At 66.8% G+C, this 18876-nt stretch carries 15 protein-coding genes; 10 read left to right on the top strand and 5 right to left on the bottom strand.

Features of this window, described 5'->3' with window-relative positions:
• Positions 1 to 72 precede the first annotated feature (72 nt).
• Positions 73 to 1764 carry a long-chain fatty acid--CoA ligase gene (locus IB228_RS05690; RefSeq protein ID WP_183641525.1) on the bottom strand — a complete coding sequence of 564 codons (1692 nt, stop codon included), beginning with the start codon at positions 1762 to 1764 and terminating at the stop codon, positions 73 to 75.
• Between the two features lie 132 nt (positions 1765 to 1896).
• Here IB228_RS05690 and IB228_RS05695 point away from each other — a divergent pair, with 132 nt between their 5' ends.
• The gene (locus IB228_RS05695; RefSeq protein WP_225562227.1) at positions 1897 to 2349 is read left to right on the top strand and encodes a nuclear transport factor 2 family protein; all 453 of its coding nucleotides are present in this window, start codon (positions 1897 to 1899) and stop codon (positions 2347 to 2349) included.
• 10 nt (positions 2350 to 2359) lie between these two features.
• Here the strand turns inward: IB228_RS05695 and IB228_RS05700 are convergent, their stop codons facing one another.
• The 3 genes from IB228_RS05700 to IB228_RS05710 form a co-directional block, all read right to left on the bottom strand.
• Positions 2360 to 2800: a hypothetical protein gene (locus IB228_RS05700; RefSeq protein ID WP_183641523.1), complete on the bottom strand. Its 441-nt coding sequence runs from the start codon at positions 2798 to 2800 to the stop codon at positions 2360 to 2362.
• Between the two features lie 695 nt (positions 2801 to 3495).
• Complete coding sequence (gene acnA / locus IB228_RS05705) at positions 3496 to 6255, bottom strand: aconitate hydratase AcnA (RefSeq protein ID WP_192197799.1); 2760 nt, start codon at positions 6253 to 6255, stop codon at positions 3496 to 3498.
• Positions 6256 to 6468: 213 nt separating this feature from the next.
• Positions 6469 to 7368 carry a LysR family transcriptional regulator gene (locus IB228_RS05710; protein ID WP_183641518.1) on the bottom strand — a complete coding sequence of 300 codons (900 nt, stop codon included), beginning with the start codon at positions 7366 to 7368 and terminating at the stop codon, positions 6469 to 6471.
• Between the two features lie 91 nt (positions 7369 to 7459).
• Here IB228_RS05710 and IB228_RS05715 point away from each other — a divergent pair, with 91 nt between their 5' ends.
• The 8 genes from IB228_RS05715 (at position 7460) to acnB (ending at position 16275) form a co-directional block, all read left to right on the top strand.
• Entirely contained in the window at positions 7460 to 8575 is a 1116-nt protein-coding gene (locus IB228_RS05715; protein WP_192197800.1) for a 4-oxalomesaconate tautomerase, read from the top strand.
• Between the two features lie 53 nt (positions 8576 to 8628).
• Entirely contained in the window at positions 8629 to 9678 is a 1050-nt protein-coding gene (locus tag IB228_RS05720) for an ABC transporter substrate-binding protein (protein ID WP_225562228.1), read from the top strand.
• A gap of 25 nt (positions 9679 to 9703) precedes the next feature.
• Positions 9704 to 10552, top strand: coding sequence for an ABC transporter ATP-binding protein (locus IB228_RS05725; RefSeq protein ID WP_203321704.1), 849 nt, complete (start codon positions 9704 to 9706; stop codon positions 10550 to 10552).
• Positions 10536 to 11309 (top strand): ABC transporter permease, encoded by a 774-nt coding sequence (locus tag IB228_RS05730; RefSeq protein WP_192197801.1) that lies wholly within the window; start codon positions 10536 to 10538, stop codon positions 11307 to 11309. Before IB228_RS05725 ends, IB228_RS05730 begins: the two co-directional genes overlap by 17 nt.
• Positions 11310 to 11408: 99 nt before the next feature.
• On the top strand, positions 11409 to 12851 hold the full coding sequence (locus tag IB228_RS05735; RefSeq protein WP_192197802.1) for a porin: 1443 nt from the start codon (positions 11409 to 11411) through the stop codon (positions 12849 to 12851).
• Positions 12852 to 12964: 113 nt separating this feature from the next.
• Complete coding sequence (locus tag IB228_RS05740) at positions 12965 to 13210, top strand: AbrB/MazE/SpoVT family DNA-binding domain-containing protein (RefSeq protein ID WP_183641508.1); 246 nt, start codon at positions 12965 to 12967, stop codon at positions 13208 to 13210.
• 10 nt (positions 13211 to 13220) lie between these two features.
• On the top strand, positions 13221 to 13625 hold the full coding sequence (locus IB228_RS05745) for a type II toxin-antitoxin system VapC family toxin (protein WP_141452957.1): 405 nt from the start codon (positions 13221 to 13223) through the stop codon (positions 13623 to 13625).
• Positions 13626 to 13671: 46 nt separating this feature from the next.
• Positions 13672 to 16275 (top strand): bifunctional aconitate hydratase 2/2-methylisocitrate dehydratase, encoded by a 2604-nt coding sequence (acnB, locus tag IB228_RS05750; protein WP_192197803.1) that lies wholly within the window; start codon positions 13672 to 13674, stop codon positions 16273 to 16275.
• Between the two features lie 96 nt (positions 16276 to 16371).
• Here acnB and IB228_RS05755 read toward each other — a convergent pair whose 3' ends face one another.
• The gene (locus IB228_RS05755) at positions 16372 to 17214 is read right to left on the bottom strand and encodes a LysR family transcriptional regulator (protein ID WP_183641503.1); all 843 of its coding nucleotides are present in this window, start codon (positions 17212 to 17214) and stop codon (positions 16372 to 16374) included.
• A 148-nt stretch (positions 17215 to 17362) separates the two neighbouring features.
• Here IB228_RS05755 and IB228_RS05760 point away from each other — a divergent pair, with 148 nt between their 5' ends.
• Positions 17363 to 18871, top strand: coding sequence for an MFS transporter (locus tag IB228_RS05760; RefSeq protein WP_192197804.1), 1509 nt, complete (start codon positions 17363 to 17365; stop codon positions 18869 to 18871).
• Positions 18872 to 18876: the final 5 nt, after the last annotated feature.

Genomic DNA, 18876 nt, shown 5'->3' on the forward strand with positions numbered 1-18876 from the left:
TGAAAATCTCAAATTTAACCCTAAAGTTTTGACGGACAAAAAGAAAGGCCGGCTTGCGCCGGCCTTCCGATTTCAGTGGGTGGCCCCGGTCTGGGGCGGCTCCCGGAGCTCCTTGCGGAGGATTTTCCCGACGTTGGTCTTCGGGAGCTCGGTCCGGAATTCGATGTAGCGGGGCTGCTTGTACCCGGTCAGGTTGTCCCGGCAGTACGCCTTGATCTTCTCTTCGGTCAGGGCCGGGTCCTTCTTGACCACGAATACCTTGACCGCCTCGCCCGAGCGTTCGTCCGGCACGCCGATGGCGGCCACTTCCAGCACGCCTTCCAGGCCGGCGATGACGTCCTCCACCTCGTTGGGGTACACGTTGAAGCCGGACACCAGGATCATGTCCTTCTTGCGATCGACGATATAGAAGAAGCCCTCGGCATCCATCTTGGCCATGTCGCCGGTATGCAGCCAGCCCTCGGCGTCGATGACCTTGGCGGTCTCCTCCGGACGCTGCCAGTAGCCGCGCATCACCTGCGGCCCCTTGATGCACAGTTCGCCGACCTCGCCGAGCGCGACCAGGTTGCCGTCGTCGTCCTTGAGGCAGGCGTCGGTGGAGGGGATGGGCAGGCCGATGGCGCCGTTGTAGTCCTTCAGATCCATCGGGTTGATGCAGGCCGCCGGCGCGGTTTCGGTCAGGCCATAGGCTTCCACCAGGGTGATCCCGGTGACCTTCTTCCAGCGATCGGCCACGGCGCGCTGCACCGCCATGCCGCCGCCGAGGGTCAGGTGCAGGCGCGAGAAATCGACCTGGTCGAAGCCGGGCGTGTTCAACAGGCCGTTGAACAGCGTGTTGACGCCGGTGATCGCGGTGAACTGGATCTTGCTGATCTCCTTGACGAAGTTCGGCATGTCGCGCGGGTTGGTGATCAGGTGGTTGGCCGCGCCGAATTTCATGAACACCAGGCAGTTCGCGGTGAGCGCGAAGATGTGGTAAAGCGGCAGCGCGGTGACGATCAGCTCGCCGTCGGCCTTGACGTCGCGGCCGATCCAGGCCGAAGCCTGCTGCATGTTGGCGACCATGTTGCGATGGGTCAGCATCGCGCCCTTGGCCACGCCGGTGGTGCCGCCGGTGTATTGCAGGAAGGCGATGTCTTCCGGTGCGATGTCGATATCGGGCAGGGCATGCAGGCGGCCCAGGGTCAGCGTGTCCTTGAAGCGGACCGTGCCGGCGATGTCGTAATCGGGCACCATCTTCTTGACGTACTTGAGCACGAAGTTGATCAGCGGTCCCTTCGGGAAGCCGAGCAGATCGCCCAGGCCGGTGGTGATTACCTGCTTGAGCGAGGCCAGTCCGGGAATGGCTTCCTGCACGGTCTTGCCGAAATTGTCCACGACCAGCAGCACGCTGGCGCCGGAATCGGACAACTGGTGGCGCAGTTCGCGCGGGGTGTACATCGGATTGACGTTGACCACCGTCAGGCCGGCACGCAGCACGCCGAAAATGGCGACCGGGTACTGCAGGCAGTTGGGCATCATGATCGCGACCCGATCACCCTTCTTCAGTTTCAGCTCGCCGAGCAGGTACGCGGCGAACTGCTTGCTGAGGGTGTCGATCTCGCCATAGGTCAGGCTCTTGCCGAAGTTCGAGAACGCCGGACGGTTGCGGTAGCGGTCGATGGCCGTCTCCAGCACCGAGACGATGGAGCGGTATTCATCCAGATCAATCTCGTGCGGAACGCCTTCCGGATAGCTCTTGAACCACGGACGGTCTTGACTCATCTTCTACTCCCTCCCCAGGGCCATGCTTCGGGTATGTTTGCAGTGTCGGCGCCTGCGCGCCGCGTGGGGTCCACGACAGGGAGCATACCGTTCCGGATGGAAAAGGCGAAGGGTGCGAAGGGCGTAATCCCGATGCTGCGGCGGCACGCTGCGTTGCCCGGATGGATCGGCGCGATGCTGGCGGTGATGCTGGTACTGGCCGGATGCAGCCGGAGCTCGCCGGAACAGCAACTGCGTGATCAGTTCGCGGCCTTGCAGCAGGCGGTCGAAGAGCGCCAGCCGGCCGAGGCGATGGACGGGGTCGCCGAAGATTTCTCCGGCCCGGCGGGCATGGATCGTGCTGCGTTGCACAACCTGCTGCGCGCGCAATTGCTGGCCCGAGACAGTATCGGGGTGACCACGGGGCCGCTGGAGGTCAGCCTGCAGGGCGACACCGCGACGATTCGTTTCGACGCACTGCTGACCGGTTCCGGTCGCGGGCGTTGGCTCCCCGACAGCGCCCAATCGTATCGGGTCACCACCGGTTGGCGCCGGAATGGCGACGACTGGCGGCTTTACTACGCGGAGTGGCAGGCGGGCCCGTGAACCTGCCGGGTCAGCGGCAGCGCAGGTAGGGGGAACCGGCCACCAGCGCACGATTGCGCGGCGACAGCGGCGGGCCACCGGCGTATCCCTCGTCGTGCGGCGTCAAGCTCAGCACCCCCGGCTTTTCGTCCGCGTTGAAGGTCATCAGCACCGGATAGGCGCCCTCGCGGCCGAACGGAAAGAACCACTGGCTGCTGCCTTCGTAGAAGTTGCCGCCGTAGCTGGCCGCGTACTCCAGTCGCGCCACCCGTTCGCTGCGTCCTTCGAGCTCGAAGACCATACCGCTGGCATCGACGGCGATCCGCGGTTGCCGTTGGCAATCGCCGCCCGGCGCGTAACGGCCATGCAGGTTCGGGAAATCCTTCATGCCGGTGATCTCGACAGCGTGTACAGCCGGGATGCAGGCGAGCGCCAGCGGCAGGAACCAGCCGGCCAACGATGGGGTACGCATGATGTTTCCCGGCGGACCGGCGAATCCGGTCCTGTCAACGGATGCCACGCCGAAGCCGCCCGGAACCGGCAACCGCCGGGCGGATCTTCCGTAAGTTGATCCTCACGCAGTACTGGCGGTCACCCGCCTTGCGGGAAAAGATCCTGTCGCTGCAGGAGCGACGTCAGTCGCGACCGGGATGCCCATCCAGCCGTACCCGTCGCGACTCACGTCGCTCCTACAGGGAAGACAGCGGCGTCCGCCCCAGTCACGCTTGCTTGAAACCAGAAACCGCTGTGCGGATGTGTCGGGACACGATAGAAACCCAGGCAGACTGCTGCATCCCACCTTGTAGGAGCGACGTAAGTCGCGATAGCCGGCACGCAAAGCATCGCGACTCACGTCGCTCCCACAGAGAGAGACACCACCCCCGTAGGAGCGACGTAAGTCGCGACCGGAATACCCGCCAGCCTTTACCCGTCGCGACTCACGTCGCTCCTACAGGGAAGAGAATGGCGCCCGACGCTCGTGGGAGCATCGGGCGCCGTTTCGTTCCCGCCGCCTTGCGCGCCGCCAGCTGGCGTAGCACGTAGTGCAACAGGCCACCGTGGCGGGCGAAACCGGCGCGTTTGCGAGCCATGGCTCGCGCGCCGGGAGAGCGCCCCGCGTGCTTCGCGGGGCGGGGCTTCCGTTGTTTCAGCGTCTGATCACGCCGCTCACGCCGCCTTGCGCGCCGCCAGCTGGCGGAGCACGTAGTGCAGCAGGCCACCGTGGCGGAAGTACTCGACTTCCTTCGGCGTCAGCAGCAGCACCTTGACCTGGAAACGGATCTCCTGTCCGTCGGCGCGGCGCGCGGTGACGGTGGCGACCTTCGACGCGCCGTCCTGCAAACCGGCGATATCGAACACCTCCGAACCGTCCAGTCCCAGGGTCTGCGCGTTCTGCCCGTCGATGAACTGCAGCGGCAGCACGCCCATGCCGACCAGGTTGGAGCGGTGGATGCGCTCGAAACTCTCGGCGAACACCGCCTTCACGCCCAGCAGGTTGGTGCCCTTGGCCGCCCAATCGCGCGAGGAGCCGGTGCCGTATTCCTTGCCGGCCAGCACCACCAGCGGTACGCCATCGGCCTTGTACTTCATCGCCGCGTCGTAGATCGACAGCTTTTCCGGCGTCCCGCCGCCCGGCGGGTGGTACAGGGTGTTGCCGCCTTCCTCGCCGCCGAACATCAGGTTCTTGATGCGGATGTTGGCGAAGGTGCCGCGCACCATCACGTCGTCGTTGCCGCGGCGGCTGCCGTAGCTGTTGAAATCCACCGGCTGCACGCCGCGCGAGATCAGGAAGCGACCCGCCGGCGAATCCTTCTTGATGTTGCCGGCCGGCGAGATGTGGTCGGTGGTGATGGAATCGCCGAACAGGCCGAGCACGCGCGCGCCATGCACGTCGTCGATGCCGCCGGTCGCCATCGTCATGCCTTCGAAGTACGGCGGATTCTTGATGTAGGTCGAATCCGAATCCCAGGCGTACAGATCGCCGTCGGGCGAAGCGATGGTGTTCCAGCGGGTATCGCCCTTGAACACGTCGGCGTAGTTCTTGGCGAACATCTCCGGCCCAATGGTGCGGGCGATGAAATCGCCGATCTCGCCGTTGCTGGGCCAGATGTCCTTCAGGTAGACCGGCTGGCCATCGCTGCCGGTGCCCAGCGGCTGGGTGGTCAGGTCGATGTCGGTGGTGCCGGCGATGGCGTAGGCGACCACCAGCGGCGGCGAGGCCAGGTAGTTCATCTTCACTTCCGGATGCACGCGGCCTTCGAAGTTGCGGTTGCCCGACAGCACCGACGTCACCACCAGGTCGCCGGTGGCGATGCCCGCGCTGACTTCCACCGGCAACGGGCCGGAGTTGCCGATGCAGGTGGTGCAGCCGTAGCCGACCACGTAGAAGCCCAGCTTCTCCAGGTCATCCAGCACACCGGCCTTTTCCAGGTAGTCGGTGACCACGCGCGAGCCCGGTCCCAACGAGGTCTTGACCCACGGCTTGCGGTTCAGACCCTTGGCCGCGGCGTTGCGGGCCAGCAGGCCGGCGCCGATCATCACCGCCGGATTGGACGTGTTGGTGCAGGACGTGATCGCGGCGATCACGACGGCGCCGTCCTTCAGCCGGACCTTCTGGCCTTCGGTCTCGATGTCGGCGTAACCGCGGCTCAGCGCCTCGTTGCCCACCGCCGAGCCGCCGCCCTCGGCGACGAAATCGGAGATCGCCTCGCTGCGCTTGTCGCGCGCCTCGGCGAACGGCTGCAGGTTGTCGCGGAAGTTCTGCTTCACGTCTTCCAGCAGCACGCGATCCTGCGGACGCTTGGGACCGGCCAGCGACGGCTTCACGTCGCCCATGTCCAGGTGCAGGGTCGCGCTGTACTGCGCATGCGGGCTGTCGGCGTCGTGCCACAGGCCCTGCGCCTTCGCATAGGCCTCGACCAACGCGATCTGCGCCTCGCTGCGACCGGACAGGCGCAGGTAGTTCAGCGACTCGGCGTCGATTGGGAAGATGCCGCAGGTGGCGCCGTACTCGGGCGCCATGTTGCCGATGGTGGCGCGGTCGGCCAGCGGCAGGTGCTGCAGGCCGTCGCCGTAGAACTCGACGAACTTGCCGACCACGCCCAGCTTGCGCAGCATCTGGGTGACGGTCAGCACCAGGTCGGTGGCGGTGGCGCCTTCGGGCAGCTTGCCGGTCAGCTTGAAGCCGACCACCTGCGGGATCAGCATCGAGGAGGGCTGGCCGAGCATGGCCGCCTCGGCCTCGATGCCGCCGACGCCCCAGCCCAGCACGCCGATGCCGTTGATCATCGTGGTGTGCGAGTCGGTGCCGAACACGGTGTCCGGATAGGCGAGGGTCTCGCCGTCCTTCTGCGCGGTCATCACCACCCGGGCGAGGTTCTCCAGGTTCACCTGGTGGACGATGCCGGTGTTGGGTGGCACCACCTTGAAGTTGTCGAACGCCTTCTGGCCCCAGCGCAGGAAGCTGTAGCGTTCCTTGTTGCGATCGAATTCGATCTTGCCGTTCAGATCCAGCGCGTCGGGCTTGCCGAACACGTCCACCTGGACCGAGTGGTCGATGACCAGTTCGGAGGGGATCAGCGGGTTGATCTGGTCGGGATTGCCGCCCAGCTTCACCACCGCGTCACGCATCGCGGCCAGATCGACCACGCAGGGCACGCCGGTGAAGTCCTGCAGGACCACGCGCGCCGGCATGAACGCGATTTCGGTGTCCGGCTCGCGGGTGGCATCCCATTTCGCGACCGCCTCGATGTGCTCGGGAGTCACGCTGACCCCGTCCTCGCAGCGCAGCAGGTTCTCCAGCAGGATCTTCATGGAGTAGGGCAGGCGGGCGATGTCGAAGCGCCGGCCCAGCGTAGGAAGGCTGAAGTAGGTATAGGACTGGCCGTTGACGTCGAGACGGCTGCGGGTGGAGAAAGAGTCGCTCATGCGGGGTGCTCCTTTGCGAATGCTGGCGATGGCAACGGCCATGGACCGAATGCTTGCGGGACGCAGGCGCCGGCGTGGGGAACCGCGGGCGGCACATGGCATTGTCCCCCAAATGGTGTTGCAGATGGAATCAGGCAAGGGCCGGCGGTGGATCGCAGTGTTGCCGGAAAGGGCTTGCCACGAGATCCGGGGCCGGAACGGGGCCCCGGATGTTCATCCTCCCTTCCAGAGGCGCTTGAGGGTATGCAGGAACTCCTCGGCCACCGGTGACAGCTGCGCGCCGCGGCGACGCACCACGCCGATCGTCCGCGAAACCACCGGATTGGCGAGCGGGCGCGTCACCAGGGTGGCATGTTCGCCGCGCGGCGTGGCCATCTTCGGCAATACCGAGATGCCGACGCCGGCTTCGACCAGCCCGAGCGAGGTGGACAGGTGGGTGACCTCGTAGAACCAGTTCAGCCGCAGGTTCTCGCGCGCCAGCGCGCCATCGAGCAGGGTGCGGTTGCCGCTGGTGCGGTGCACGGTGATGAGCCGGTGCGGCGCCAGGTCGCTCCAGCTCACCTTGCGCTTGCGGGCGAGCGGATGATCGCGCCGGCAGGCCAGCACGAACGGATCCTCCACCAGTGTGTCGAAAATCAGATCCGGATCCGAAGCCCCCATGAAGTTGATGCCGAACTCGACTTCACCGCGTTCCACCGATTGCAGACCCTCGGTGGCGGGAAGATCCAGGATGCGGAAGCGCACCTGCGGATGGTCCTGCTGGAAGCGCGCGATGACGCTGGGCAGGAAGTAGAACGCCGCGGTCGGCAGGCAGGCGATGGTGACCTGCCCGCCACGATGCTGGTCGCTGCCACGCAATGAAAACAGCGAGCCGTCGAACTCTTCGATGAGTCGCCTCACCAGCGGCAGCAGGTCCTGCCCGAGCGCTGTCGGCACGACATGGCGGGTGGTCCGCTCCAGCAAGGGGGCACCGACGTTCTGTTCGAGCTTCTGGATGCGCCGGCTGAGCGCGGGCTGGGAAAGATGCAGGGTTTCCGCGGCACGATGGAAGCTGCGGGTTTCGCTCACCAACAGGAATGCACGCAGGTCGAGGATTTCGCAATTGATGCTCATGGCCTATCAATAATCGAAAAATTTGCAATTCTCAAATCGGCCGTGCCCATGCCAGTATCGAATCATGTTCTTGAATTAATGTGATTTTTGCATGGATCTGGCCGTCGATTCGAATGACCTGCTCAGCCTGCCTTGCGTGCTCATGCGCGGCGGCACCTCGAAGGGGCCGTTCTTCCTCGCATCGGATCTGCCCACGGAACCGGCGCTGCGCGACCGCATCCTGCTGGCGGTGATGGGGGCCGGGCATCCACTGCAGATTGACGGCATCGGCGGCGGCAACGCGCTCTCCAGCAAGGTCGCCATCGTCGATCGCGCCAGTCGCCGGGATGCCGACGTCGATTACCTGTTCGCCCAGGTGGTGAATGACCGCCAGATCGTGGATACCAGTCCCAATTGCGGAAACATGCTCGCGGCGGTGGCGCCGTTCGCGATTGAAGCCGGTCTTGTGGCCGCCCGCCATCCCCAGACCCAGGTGTGCATCCACAACGTCAACACCGGCAAGCTGATCCGCGCCACCGTGCAGACCCCGCAGGGCAGGGTGTCCTATCGCGGCGACACCCGCATCGCCGGTGTGCCGGGGCAGGCCGCGCCGATCACGTTGTCGTTCCTGGACGCGGCGGGAACCCGCACCGGCGCGCTGTTGCCCACCGGCACGCCACGCGAACGGATCGACGGCGTGGATGTCAGTTGCGTGGACTGCGCGATTCCGATGGTGCTGATGCAGGCCTCGGACCTTGGCCTGTCGGGCGATGAATCGCCGGCGCGGTTGAATGCCGACGCAGCGCTGTTGCGCCGCCTGGAAGCCATCCGGATCGAGGCGGGTCGGCGGATGGGCATCGCCGACGCCGGCGAACGGGTGATTCCCAAGCCGGTGCTGCTGTCGCGTTCGGACTCCGGCGCCGCGCTGCGGGTGCGCTATTTCATGCCGCGTCAATGCCACAGCGCATTGGCCATCACCGGTGGTGTCGGCATCGCGACCGCTACCGTGACCGACGGTACCGTCGCGCATGCGCTGGCGGGACGGAGGGAAACCGTCGGCCCGCTGCTGCTGGAACATCCGGGCGGATGCCTGGAAGTGACGCTGGAGCGCGACGCTCCGGACGCGCCCGTCGTGGCCAGCGTCGTGCGTACGGCGCGACGCCTGTTCGAGGGCCGCGTGTTCGCCAACGAGTCGCGCCGGGACGCGCGGCGCAGCCAGGCGGCCTGAGCCGGCCCGCGACGCGGCCACATTCCGATTCACCAACGCTCCGGGAGGGGAACATGTACAAGACAATGCTGGGTATCGGCGCGACGGCGCTGTTGCTGTTGGGTGGTTGCGGTGGCGCATCCGCGCCGGGAGGCGGGGCGGAAGGCGGCAGGCCGGCGCAGGGTGAGCAGGAAGTGCGCATCAGCGTCGGTTCCTACAACCTCAACAACCTGCCGTTCTTCATCGCCGACGCCCAGGGCTACTTCAAGGACGAGGGCCTGAAGGTGCGCACCGAGAACTTCGCCCAGGGCGGCTCCAAGGTGCTGCAGGCGCTGGTGGCCGGTTCCACCGACGTGGCGGTGGGTTTCTACGATCACACCATCCAGATGCAGGCCAAGGGCAAGTCGGTCACGGCCTTCGTATTGCTGTCGCGCAATTCCGGACTGGTGCTGGCCGGCGGCAACGACAGCCGTTTCGATCCGGCCAGGCCGGACACCATCCGTGGCGCGCGCGTGGGCATCACCGCGCCGGGGTCGTCCTCGGATTTCTTCGTCCGCTATTACCTGGAACGGCACGGCATCCCGGTGTCGGAAGTGTCGCTGATCGGCGTGGGTTCCGGCGCGGCGGCGGTGGCCGCGCTGCAGCAGGGCAAGGTCGACCTGCTGGTCAATTACGACCCGGCGGCGACCCTGATCCAGGAGCGCGGCATCGGCCGGATCCTCATCGACGCGCGCAGCGATGCGGGCGCGCGCGAGGTCTACGGCGGCCTCTATCCGACTTCGGTGCTGTACGCGCAGCAATCCTTCATCGATGCGAATCCCGAGGCCATCGGGAAGATCGTCCGCGCCGAACAGCGGGCCCTGAAGTTCATCGCCGAAAGCAGCGCCGACGCCATCGTCGCCGCGCTTCCCGACAGCTACGTCTCCGGCGATCGCGCCACCTATGCCAAGGCGGTGGAAGCGGCCCGCAGCATCTTCTCCGTCGACGGCCGCTTCACGGAAGCCGACATGGCCACGCCACTGGCCGTACTCAGCGAATTCAATCCCGATGTCGCCGCGGCCAAGGTCGATCTGGCGCGTACGTATACCAACCGATTCGTCGAGCAGGACTCGGCGAAACACTGACGATCTTGTCTGGGAGGGCAATGTCATGACAGCAATTGCACCGGCGCGTCCGCACCAGGACGCGCCAGCGGCGGCCATCGCGGTCGCCGAACCACCCCGCACGATGGTCGCGATCGAACGGATGACGATGGCGTTCGGCGACTTCGTGGCCGTGCGCGATGTCGACATCCGGGTCGGCGACGGCGAATTCCTGGCCATCGTCGGCCCCACGGGCTGCGGCAAGAGCACCATCCTCAATGCGGTGGCGGGCTTGCTGGCGCCGGCATCCGGCGGCGTGGCCATCGACGGGCGCGCGGTGGCCGGCGTGCAGGACAGCGTGGGCTACCTGTTCCAGCAGGATGCGCTGCTGCCGTGGAAGACCGCGCTGGAAAACGTCGAACTGGGCCTGCGTTTCCGCGGCGTGCCCGCGGTCGAACGGGGCCGGCGCGCGCGCGATTGGCTGGCCAAGGTCGGACTGTCCGGTTTCGAAAACCGCTACCCGCACCAGCTTTCGGGCGGACAGCGCAAGCGCGTGCAGATGGCGCAGGCGCTGATCGTGAAGCCCAAGGTGATCCTGATGGACGAGCCGTTCTCGGCGCTGGACATCCATACCCGCCACCTCATGCAGAACGAACTGCTGCGCCTGTGGCAGGAGGATCGGCGCTCGGTGATCCTGATTACCCATGATCTGGAAGAAGCCATTGCCCTGGGCGATCGGGTGGTGGTGCTGGCGTCGGGGCCCGGCAGCCGGGTGGTGGAGAGTTTCCACGTGCCGCTGGAGCGGCCGCGCAACGTGGCCGAGATCAAGCTGGATCCGCGCTTCACCGATCTGTATCGCGACATCTGGGCCTGCCTGCGGGGCGAAGTGGAGAAAAGCTATGCGTACGGGGACTGAGCGGCTAATCCAGGCCGTCCTGGTGGTGGTGGTGTTCGGGGGCTGGCAGGCCGGCGTGGCCACACGGGTCATCGATCCGTTCTTCTTCCCGGCGCCCTGGGACATCGTTGGACAGATGTACGAATGGTTGAGCGACACCGGCTTCTACAAGCACGTGTCGGTGACCCTGACCGAGACGGCGCTGGGCTATGTCATCGGCACCGTGCTGGGCGTGGTCGGCGGCGTCTGGCTGGGATTGAACCGGACGGCGGCGCGGATCCTCGATCCCTTCATCAAGAGCTTCAACGCGATTCCGCGCGTGGTGCTGGCGCCGATCTTCGTGCTGTGGCTGGGCCTGGGCCTGTGGTCGAAGGTGGCGCTGGCGGTGACGCTGGTGTTCTTCATCACCTTCTTCAACGCGATGCAGGGCGTGCGCGAAGTCAATCCCACGGTGCTGGCGAACGCGCGCATCCTCGGGGCCAGCCGGCGTGATCTGTTGCGCCATGTGTACTTTCCGGCCGCCGCGAGCTGGATCCTGTCATCGCTGCGCACCTCCGTGGGTTTCGCGGTGGTGGGCGCGATCATCGGCGAGTATCTCGGTGCCTCGGCCGGACTGGGTTATCTGATCGCGCAGGCCGAAGGCAACTTCCACGCGGTCGGCGTGTTCGCCGGCATTGTGATCCTGGCGATGTTCGTCCTGGTGATCGATCGCATCCTCGATGTCGCCGAGAACCGGCTCATCACCTGGCGTCCCGACGCGCAGGGCGCGAACCGCTGACGTTTCCCGGCCCGTGCCGGTCCCGGCGCGGGTCCCTCATTCCCACCGTTGCCGGCGGCAGCCATGCCGAGGGTGGCGGCTTGCCTGGAGAAACCGACCATGACGAACCTTGTGGGCAATACCCGCCGGCTGGCGGCCGCGATCACGTTGACCCTGAGTGGAGCGCCATTGCTGGCGTGCGCGCAGGAAGCAGCCCGGCACCCGGGTTCCGCCGATGCATCGAACGCCGGACTGGTCCGCTTGATCGAGCAGCAATCGCAGCGCATCGCGACGCTGGAAGCGCGACTGGCCGCGCTTGAAGACGCGACGGGCGAGGGTACGCCAGCCGGACAGGCACAGGATGCCGGTTCCGTGGAGGCGCGACTGGCCACGCTCGAAGCCGACCAGGCGCGGCAACCGAAAGTGAGCTGGTCCAAGGGCGCTCCCGAATTCGCGAGCGCGGATGGCAAGGCGCGGTTTCGCCCGCGTGGCCGGTTCTTCGTCGATGCCTCCTCCACCGGCGGCTCCGATCACGCAGGGCGGAATCTGTCCGGTGCCGAAATCCGCTCCGCGCGCCTGGGCGTCGAAGGTCGCCATGGCTCGCTGGGCTACGTGGTGGAAGGGGAGTTCGCCGGCAACACGGTGGCGTGGAAGTCGGCGTATGCGGCCTTCGACCATCGCCTGTTCGGCCATGACGCGGAGTTTTCCGTGGGCCATCGCTTGAACGAGCGCGGCCTGGATGGCAGCAGCAGTACGGCCAACACCCCGTTCCAGAGCCGCAATCTGGTCGGTGCGGTGATCATGCCGCAGCGCGGTTCGTTCGGATTGGGAGTGATGCAGAAGATCCACGGCGCGAACTGGCATGCCGCGCTGCAGGTCAGCGGCAACAGCCTGGATAACCCGGGCGACGGCAACGACGGACTGACCTACGCGCTGCGGGCGCACTGGAACCCGGTGCGCGCGGACGCCGCCACCCTTCATCTGGGCGGCTGGGCCTTCCACGAGGAGATCCGCGGCACCGCGCGGGTGTTGCGCAGCGCGGCGATCGCCGGCCCCTTCAACGATCAGGTGCGGATCGGCAGCGGGCGCGTGCAGGGGGCAGAGCGCGGCGACGGCCATGGACTGGAACTGGCCGGCTTTTCCGGGCCGTTCTGGGCCTATGCCGAATGGGGCCGGCGCAGCCTGAAGGGACGCGAGGCCAGTGGCGACTACCACCGGCATCACGACGCCCACGCGTTGTCGATGGGCTGGTTCCTGCGGGGCGCCGGTCCGGCGTACTCGGCCAAGGCGGGCACCTGGGGGCGGGTGAAGGTCGCCGATCCGGTCACCGCCGGAGGCGGGGGTGCCTGGGAGCTGAAGGCCCGTTACGAGACGGCCGACTACCGGGATCTGCCCCGTGGCGGGCAGGGCAGTGGCTGGACCGTCGGCACCAACTGGTATCTGAACGACTGGAGCCGGGTGATGCTGGACGCGGTGCGCTGGCGCAGCGACAACCGTTCCGGTGCCTGGCCGGGCCTGGATCGGGGCTATACGGTCAATCTGAGGTTCCAACTGGCGTTCTGACCTTGCGGCGAGGGCCTTGTGACGGACTTCACGGCCCGTTTCCGTTGCCTGGGTCCGCTTGGGTATGCATCCTGAAGTATGTATAATTCGTGCATACTTTCCCGGAGCCGCCCATGGAAGCGACCGTCGCCGAACGTGGCCAGATCACCCTGCCCAAGGCCGTGCGTGACGCCCTGGGCCTGACCAAGGGCAGCGTGCTCAAGGTCGAACTGGAAGGCAGCCGGATCATCCTGCGCAAGAGCGTGGACGATGCCATCTCGCGCGCCCGCGGCCGGTTCAAGCTGGACGGTTTCGACAGCACCGACGCGGCCATGCGCGCCCTGCGCGGCCACTCGCCCGGCGAGACGCCGGAACAGTGAGGCCGACGCGATGATCGCCCTGGATTCCTCCGTCCTCATCGACCTGCTGGCCGACGGTCCGCAGGCCGACGCCGCCGAGGCCTGCCTGCGGCAATGCCTGAGCGCCGGACCGGTGGTGATCTGCGAGGTCGCGCTGGCCGAAGTGTGCAGCGCGTTGCGCGATGGTTCCGAGGCGCTGGCGGTGCTGGAGGAGATGAGCATCCGTTTCAGCGCGCTGGAAGCCAAGTCGGCGCTGCGCGCCGGCGAGATGCAGCGCCGCCACCGCCAGCGCGACGGTGCCAGCCACCGTGCCGCGCCCGATTTCCTGATCGGCGCCCACGCGCTGCTCCAGTGCAATGGCCTGATCACCCGCGACGATCGGTTCTACCGCGAATACTTCAAGGGACTGAAGTTGATCGTTCCCGCCGCGGAATAAGTCCCACCCGTTGTTTCCCGTCACCTCACCGCATTCCGGAGTCACCATGTTGGAAGCCTATCGCCACCACGTAGCCGAGCGCGCCGCGCTGGGCATCCCGCCGCTGCCGCTGTCGGCCCAGCAGACCGCCGAGGTCATCGAACTGCTGAAGGCGCCGCCGGCCGGCGAGGGCGACTTCCTGCTGGACCTGATCACCCATCGCGTGCCCGCCGGCGTCGACGACGCCGCCAAGGTCAAGGCTTCCTACCTGGCCGCGGTCGCCTTCGGCAGCGAGCAGTGCCCGCTGATCAGCCGCGAGCGCGCCACCGAACTGCTGGGCACCATGCTCGGCGGCTACAACATCCATCCGCTGGTGGAACTGCTGGACGACGCCTTGGTCGGCACCATCGCCGCCAACGCGCTCAAGCACACCCTGCTGATGTTCGACGCGTTCCACGACGTTCAGGAGAAGGCGCAGAAGGGCAACGCCAATGCCCAGTCGGTGCTGCAGAGCTGGGCCGACGCCGAATGGTTCACCAGCCGTCCGGGAGTGCCGCAGTCGCTGACCGTCACCGTGTTCAAGGTGCCGGGCGAGACCAACACCGACGACCTGTCGCCGGCGCCGGACGCGACCACCCGCCCGGACATCCCGATGCACGCGCTGGCGATGCTGAAGAACAAGCGCGACGGCGCGCCCTTCACCCCGGAAGAGGATGGCAAGCGCGGCCCGATCGCGTTCATCCAGTCGCTGACCGAAAAGGGCCATCCGGTCGCCTACGTCGGCGACGTGGTCGGCACCGGCTCCAGCCGCAAGTCGGCCACCAACTCGGTGCTGTGGTGGACCGGCGAGGACATCCCGTTCATTCCGAACAAGCGTTTCGGCGGCGTCTGCCTGGGCAGCAAGATCGCCCCGATTTTCTACAACACGATGGAAGACGCCGGCGCGCTGCCGATCGAACTGGACGTGTCGAAGATGGACATGGGCGACGTGGTCGAGCTGCGTCCGTATGAAGGCAAGGCGCTGAAGAACGGCGAGGTGATCGCCGAGTTCCAGGTCAAGAGCGACGTGCTGTTCGACGAAGTGCGCGCCGGTGGCCGCATCCCGCTGATCATCGGCCGCGGCCTGACCGCCAAGGCGCGCGAGGCGCTGGGCCTGCCGGCATCGACCCTGTTCCGCCTGCCGCAGAACCCCGCCGACACCGGCAAGGGCTACACCCTGGCGCAGAAGATGGTCGGCCGCGCCTGCGGTCTGCCCGAAGTCAACGGCGTGCAGCCGGGCATCCGCCCGGGCACCTATTGCGAGCCGAAGATGACCTCGGTGGGTTCGCAGGACACCACCGGCCCGATGACCCGCGACGAACTGAAGGATCTGGCCTGCCTGGGCTTCTCCGCGGATCTGGTGATGCAGTCGTTCTGCCACACCGCCGCCTATCCGAAGCCGGTCGACGTCAAGACCCACCACGAACTGCCGGCCTTCATCAGCAACCGCGGCGGCATCTCGCTGCGTCCGGGCGACGGCGTGATCCATAGCTGGCTCAACCGCATGCTGCTGCCCGACACCGTCGGCACCGGCGGCGACTCGCACACCCGCTTCCCGGTGGGCATCTCGTTCCCGGCTGGCTCCGGCCTGGTCGCCTTCGCCGCCGCCACCGGGGTGATGCCGCTGGACATGCCCGAGTCGGTGCTGGTTCGCTTCAAGGGCCAGATGCAGCCGGGCGTGACCCTGCGCGATCTGGTCAACGCGATTCCGCTGTACGCCATCAAGCAGGGCCTGCTGACGGTCGCCAAGCAGGGCAAGAAGAACATCTTCTCCGGCCGCATCCTGGAAATCGAAGGCCTGCCGGATCTGAAGGTCGAACAGGCGTTCGAACTGTCCGACGCCTCGGCCGAGCGCTCGGCCGCCGGCTGCACGGTGCACCTCAACAAGGAACCGATCATCGAGTACATCAACAGCAACATCACGCTGCTGAAGTGGATGATCGCCGAGGGCTACCAGGATCCGCGCAGCCTGCAGCGCCGCATCAAGGCGATGGAAGCCTGGCTGGCCGACCCGCAACTGCTCAAGGGCGATGCCGACGCCGAGTACGCGGCGGTCATCGAAATCGACCTGGCCGACGTGCACGAGCCGATCGTGGCCTGCCCGAACGATCCGGACGACGTGAAGACCCTGTCGGAAGTGTCCGGCGCGGTCATCGACGAAGTGTTCATCGGTTCGTGCATGACCAACATCGGCCACTTCCGCGCCGCGTCCAAGCTGCTGGAAGGCAAGCGCGACATCCCGACCAAGCTGTGGGTCGCGCCGCCGACCAAGATGGATGCCGCCGAGCTGACCAAGGAAGGCCACTACGGCACTTTCGGCACCGCCGGCGCACGCATGGAAATGCCGGGCTGCTCGCTGTGCATGGGCAACCAGGCGCAGGTGAAGGAGGGCGCCACGGTGTTCTCCACCAGCACCCGCAACTTCCCCAACCGCCTGGGCAAGAACTCGAACGTCTACCTGGGGTCGGCGGAACTGGCGGCGATCTGCTCGCGCCTGGGCCGCATCCCGACCAAGGCCGAGTACATGGCCGACATCGGCGTCATCAACGCCAACGGCGATCAGATCTACCGCTACATGAACTTCGATCAGATCGCCGACTACAAGGACGTGGCGGACACCGTCGCCGCGTAAGCGTCCAGGTGGTGGTTGCCATGCGAAAACCCCGGCGAAAGCCGGGGTTTTTCGTTGCCGGGAAGGCGTCTCCCGCCACTGCGCATCGATGCGCGATCACGAATGGTCGCGCAGCAGCCGCACGAACTCCTCGTCCGCCGCGGTCTGCTCGCCGGGGCGGCGCACCAGCACGTACTCGGCCTTCGGCAATGCCGGCAGGCCCAGTTCGTCGTTGACGATCTTCAGGCCCGGCACCAGTTCGGTTTTCGTCATCACCGCCACGCCCAGCCCGGCCAGCGTCGCCGCGCGCAGGCCCTCGTTGCTGGCCGAGGTGAAGGTGAAATGCCAGGGCTGGGCGGCGCGCTCCAGCGCGGCCAGGCCGATCTGACGGCGCAGGCAGGGAGAGGGCGCGAACGCGAGCGGCAACGAATCGCCGGCGGGCGGCGCGAAGTTGTCCGCGGCGCTCCAGACGAACTGGGTGCTGCGCAACAGCAGATCCTCATCCTGGCCCGGTTCGGCCAGCACCACCGCCATGTCGAGTTCGCCGGCGGCGACCATCGCGCGGAAATCCGGGCTGGAGGAGACATTCACCTCCAGCCGCACGCACGGATGGCTGCGCGCGAACTGGCCCAGCAGGGTGGGCAGGCGCGAACCCAGGTAGGTATCGGCCACGCCGAAGCGGATCACGCCGGACACCGGCGAGAGATGGAAGCGCCGGGTCAGCGCGTCGGACGCATCGAGGATGCGCTGGGCGTGGCTGAGGAATTCCTCGCCGTCCTCGGTCAGGGTCAGGCGACGGGTGGTGCGGTGGAGCAGGGGACGCCCGACCTGTTCCTCCAGCCGGCGGATCTGGTGGCTGATCGCCGACTGGGTCAGGTGCAGGCGCTCGGCGGCGCGGGTGAACCCGCCGGTCTCGGTGACCGCGATGAAGGCGCGCAGCAGGGAGGGGTCGAAGTCCATGGCTGACCAATGACGAAAATTACTGGATGGGAATAAATTAAATCATTTCCCTCATTTAATGGGGTTTCCGACAATGGCTCCACGTCCCGAGTGGCCGCTCCGCCTCCCTTTGTGGAGGCTGCCCGCGGCCCTGTCCACTGGAGCCCCCATGTCCGCTTCCCTGTCTTCCCGGAACAGGACGGCGCTGTTCGCCGTCTGCCTCGCCTCGCTGATGTTCGGCCTGGAAATCTCCAGCGTGCCGGTCATCCTGCCGACCCTGGAGCGGGTGCTGGGAGGCGATTTCCGCCAGATGCAGTGGGTGATGAATGCCTACACCATCGCCAGCACGACGGTACTGATGGCGGCCGGCGCGCTGGCCGATCGGTTCGGCCGCCGGCGGGTGTTCCTGGTCAGCGGCCTGTTGTTCGGTGCCAGCTCGGTGATGTGCGGACTGGCGGGCGACGTGACGACGTTGATCGTGGCGCGCGCCCTGCAGGGCATGAGCGGCGGCGTGCTGCTGATCTGCATGCTGGCGATCCTCTCGCACCAGTTCCGTGATGGCCGCGAACGCGGCAAGGCGTTCGCGGCATGGGGCGTGGTATTCGGTTTCGGGCTGGGCTTCGGACCGCTGATCGGTGGCGTGATCGTGGCCGTGTCCGACTGGACCTGGGTGTTCCTGGTGCACGGGCCGATCGCCGCGCTGACCCTGCTGCTGGTGCTGACGAGCGTGGAGGAATCGCGGGATCCGCAGGCACGCCGGCTCGACTGGGCCGGGATGGTTTCGCTGTCGCTGGCGGTGCTGGGCCTGGCGTTCTACCTGACCCAGGGCGGCGAGATGGGATTCGCGCGACCGGCATCGCTGGGCGTGCTGGCGGCGACCGTGTTCTTCCTGGCGATGTTCATCGTGGTGGAGCGGCGGGTGCCGCATCCGATGTTCGACTTCTCGGTGCTGCGCAACCGCGGGTTTTCGGGCGCTCTGCTGGGATCGATGGGCATGAACTTCAGTTTCTGGCCGCTGATGGTGTACCTGCCGCTGTACTTCCATGGCGTGCTCGGCCTGGGCGAACTGGCCTCGGGCGTGGCGCTGCTCGCGTATACCTTGCCCGCGCTGGTGTTCCCGCCGGTGGGCGAGCGCTTGTCGCTGCGTTACCGGCCCGGCCTGGTGATACCGGGCGGATTGTTCACCATCGGTGCCGGCTTCCTGCTGATGCACTGGGGCGTGGGCGCGAGCGAGCCGGGACTGTGGAGTGTGTTGCCGGGCGCACTGGTCGCCGGCATCGGCCTGGGCATCACCAACACGCCGGTCACCAACACCACCACCGGTTCGGTATCGCCGGATCGCGCCGGCATGGCATCGGGCCTGGACATGAGCGCGCGCCTGATCTCGCTGGCGGTCAACATCGCCCTGATGGGCCTGCTGCTGGTGCGCGGCGTGCAGTCGGGCCTGGGAGGGATGCCCACTGACGCGGGCGAGGCGGCGAACCTGCGCGTGCTGGCCGAGCGGATCGCCGCGGGTGACGTGGCCGGGATTGCGGCGGCGCCGGCCGCGCTGGCGCACGGATTCGGCTGGATCACCCTGTATGGCGGGCTGAGCGTGTGCCTGCTCGCGTTCGCCAGCCTGGTGCTGTTCGGCGTGCCGGCCGCGGGACGGAATCGGCGGGCCACCTGCGCCGGTTGAGCCGG

The organism is Pseudoxanthomonas sp. PXM04, assembly GCF_014851695.1.
GTDB lineage: Bacteria > Pseudomonadota > Gammaproteobacteria > Xanthomonadales > Xanthomonadaceae > Pseudoxanthomonas_A > Pseudoxanthomonas_A beigongshangi.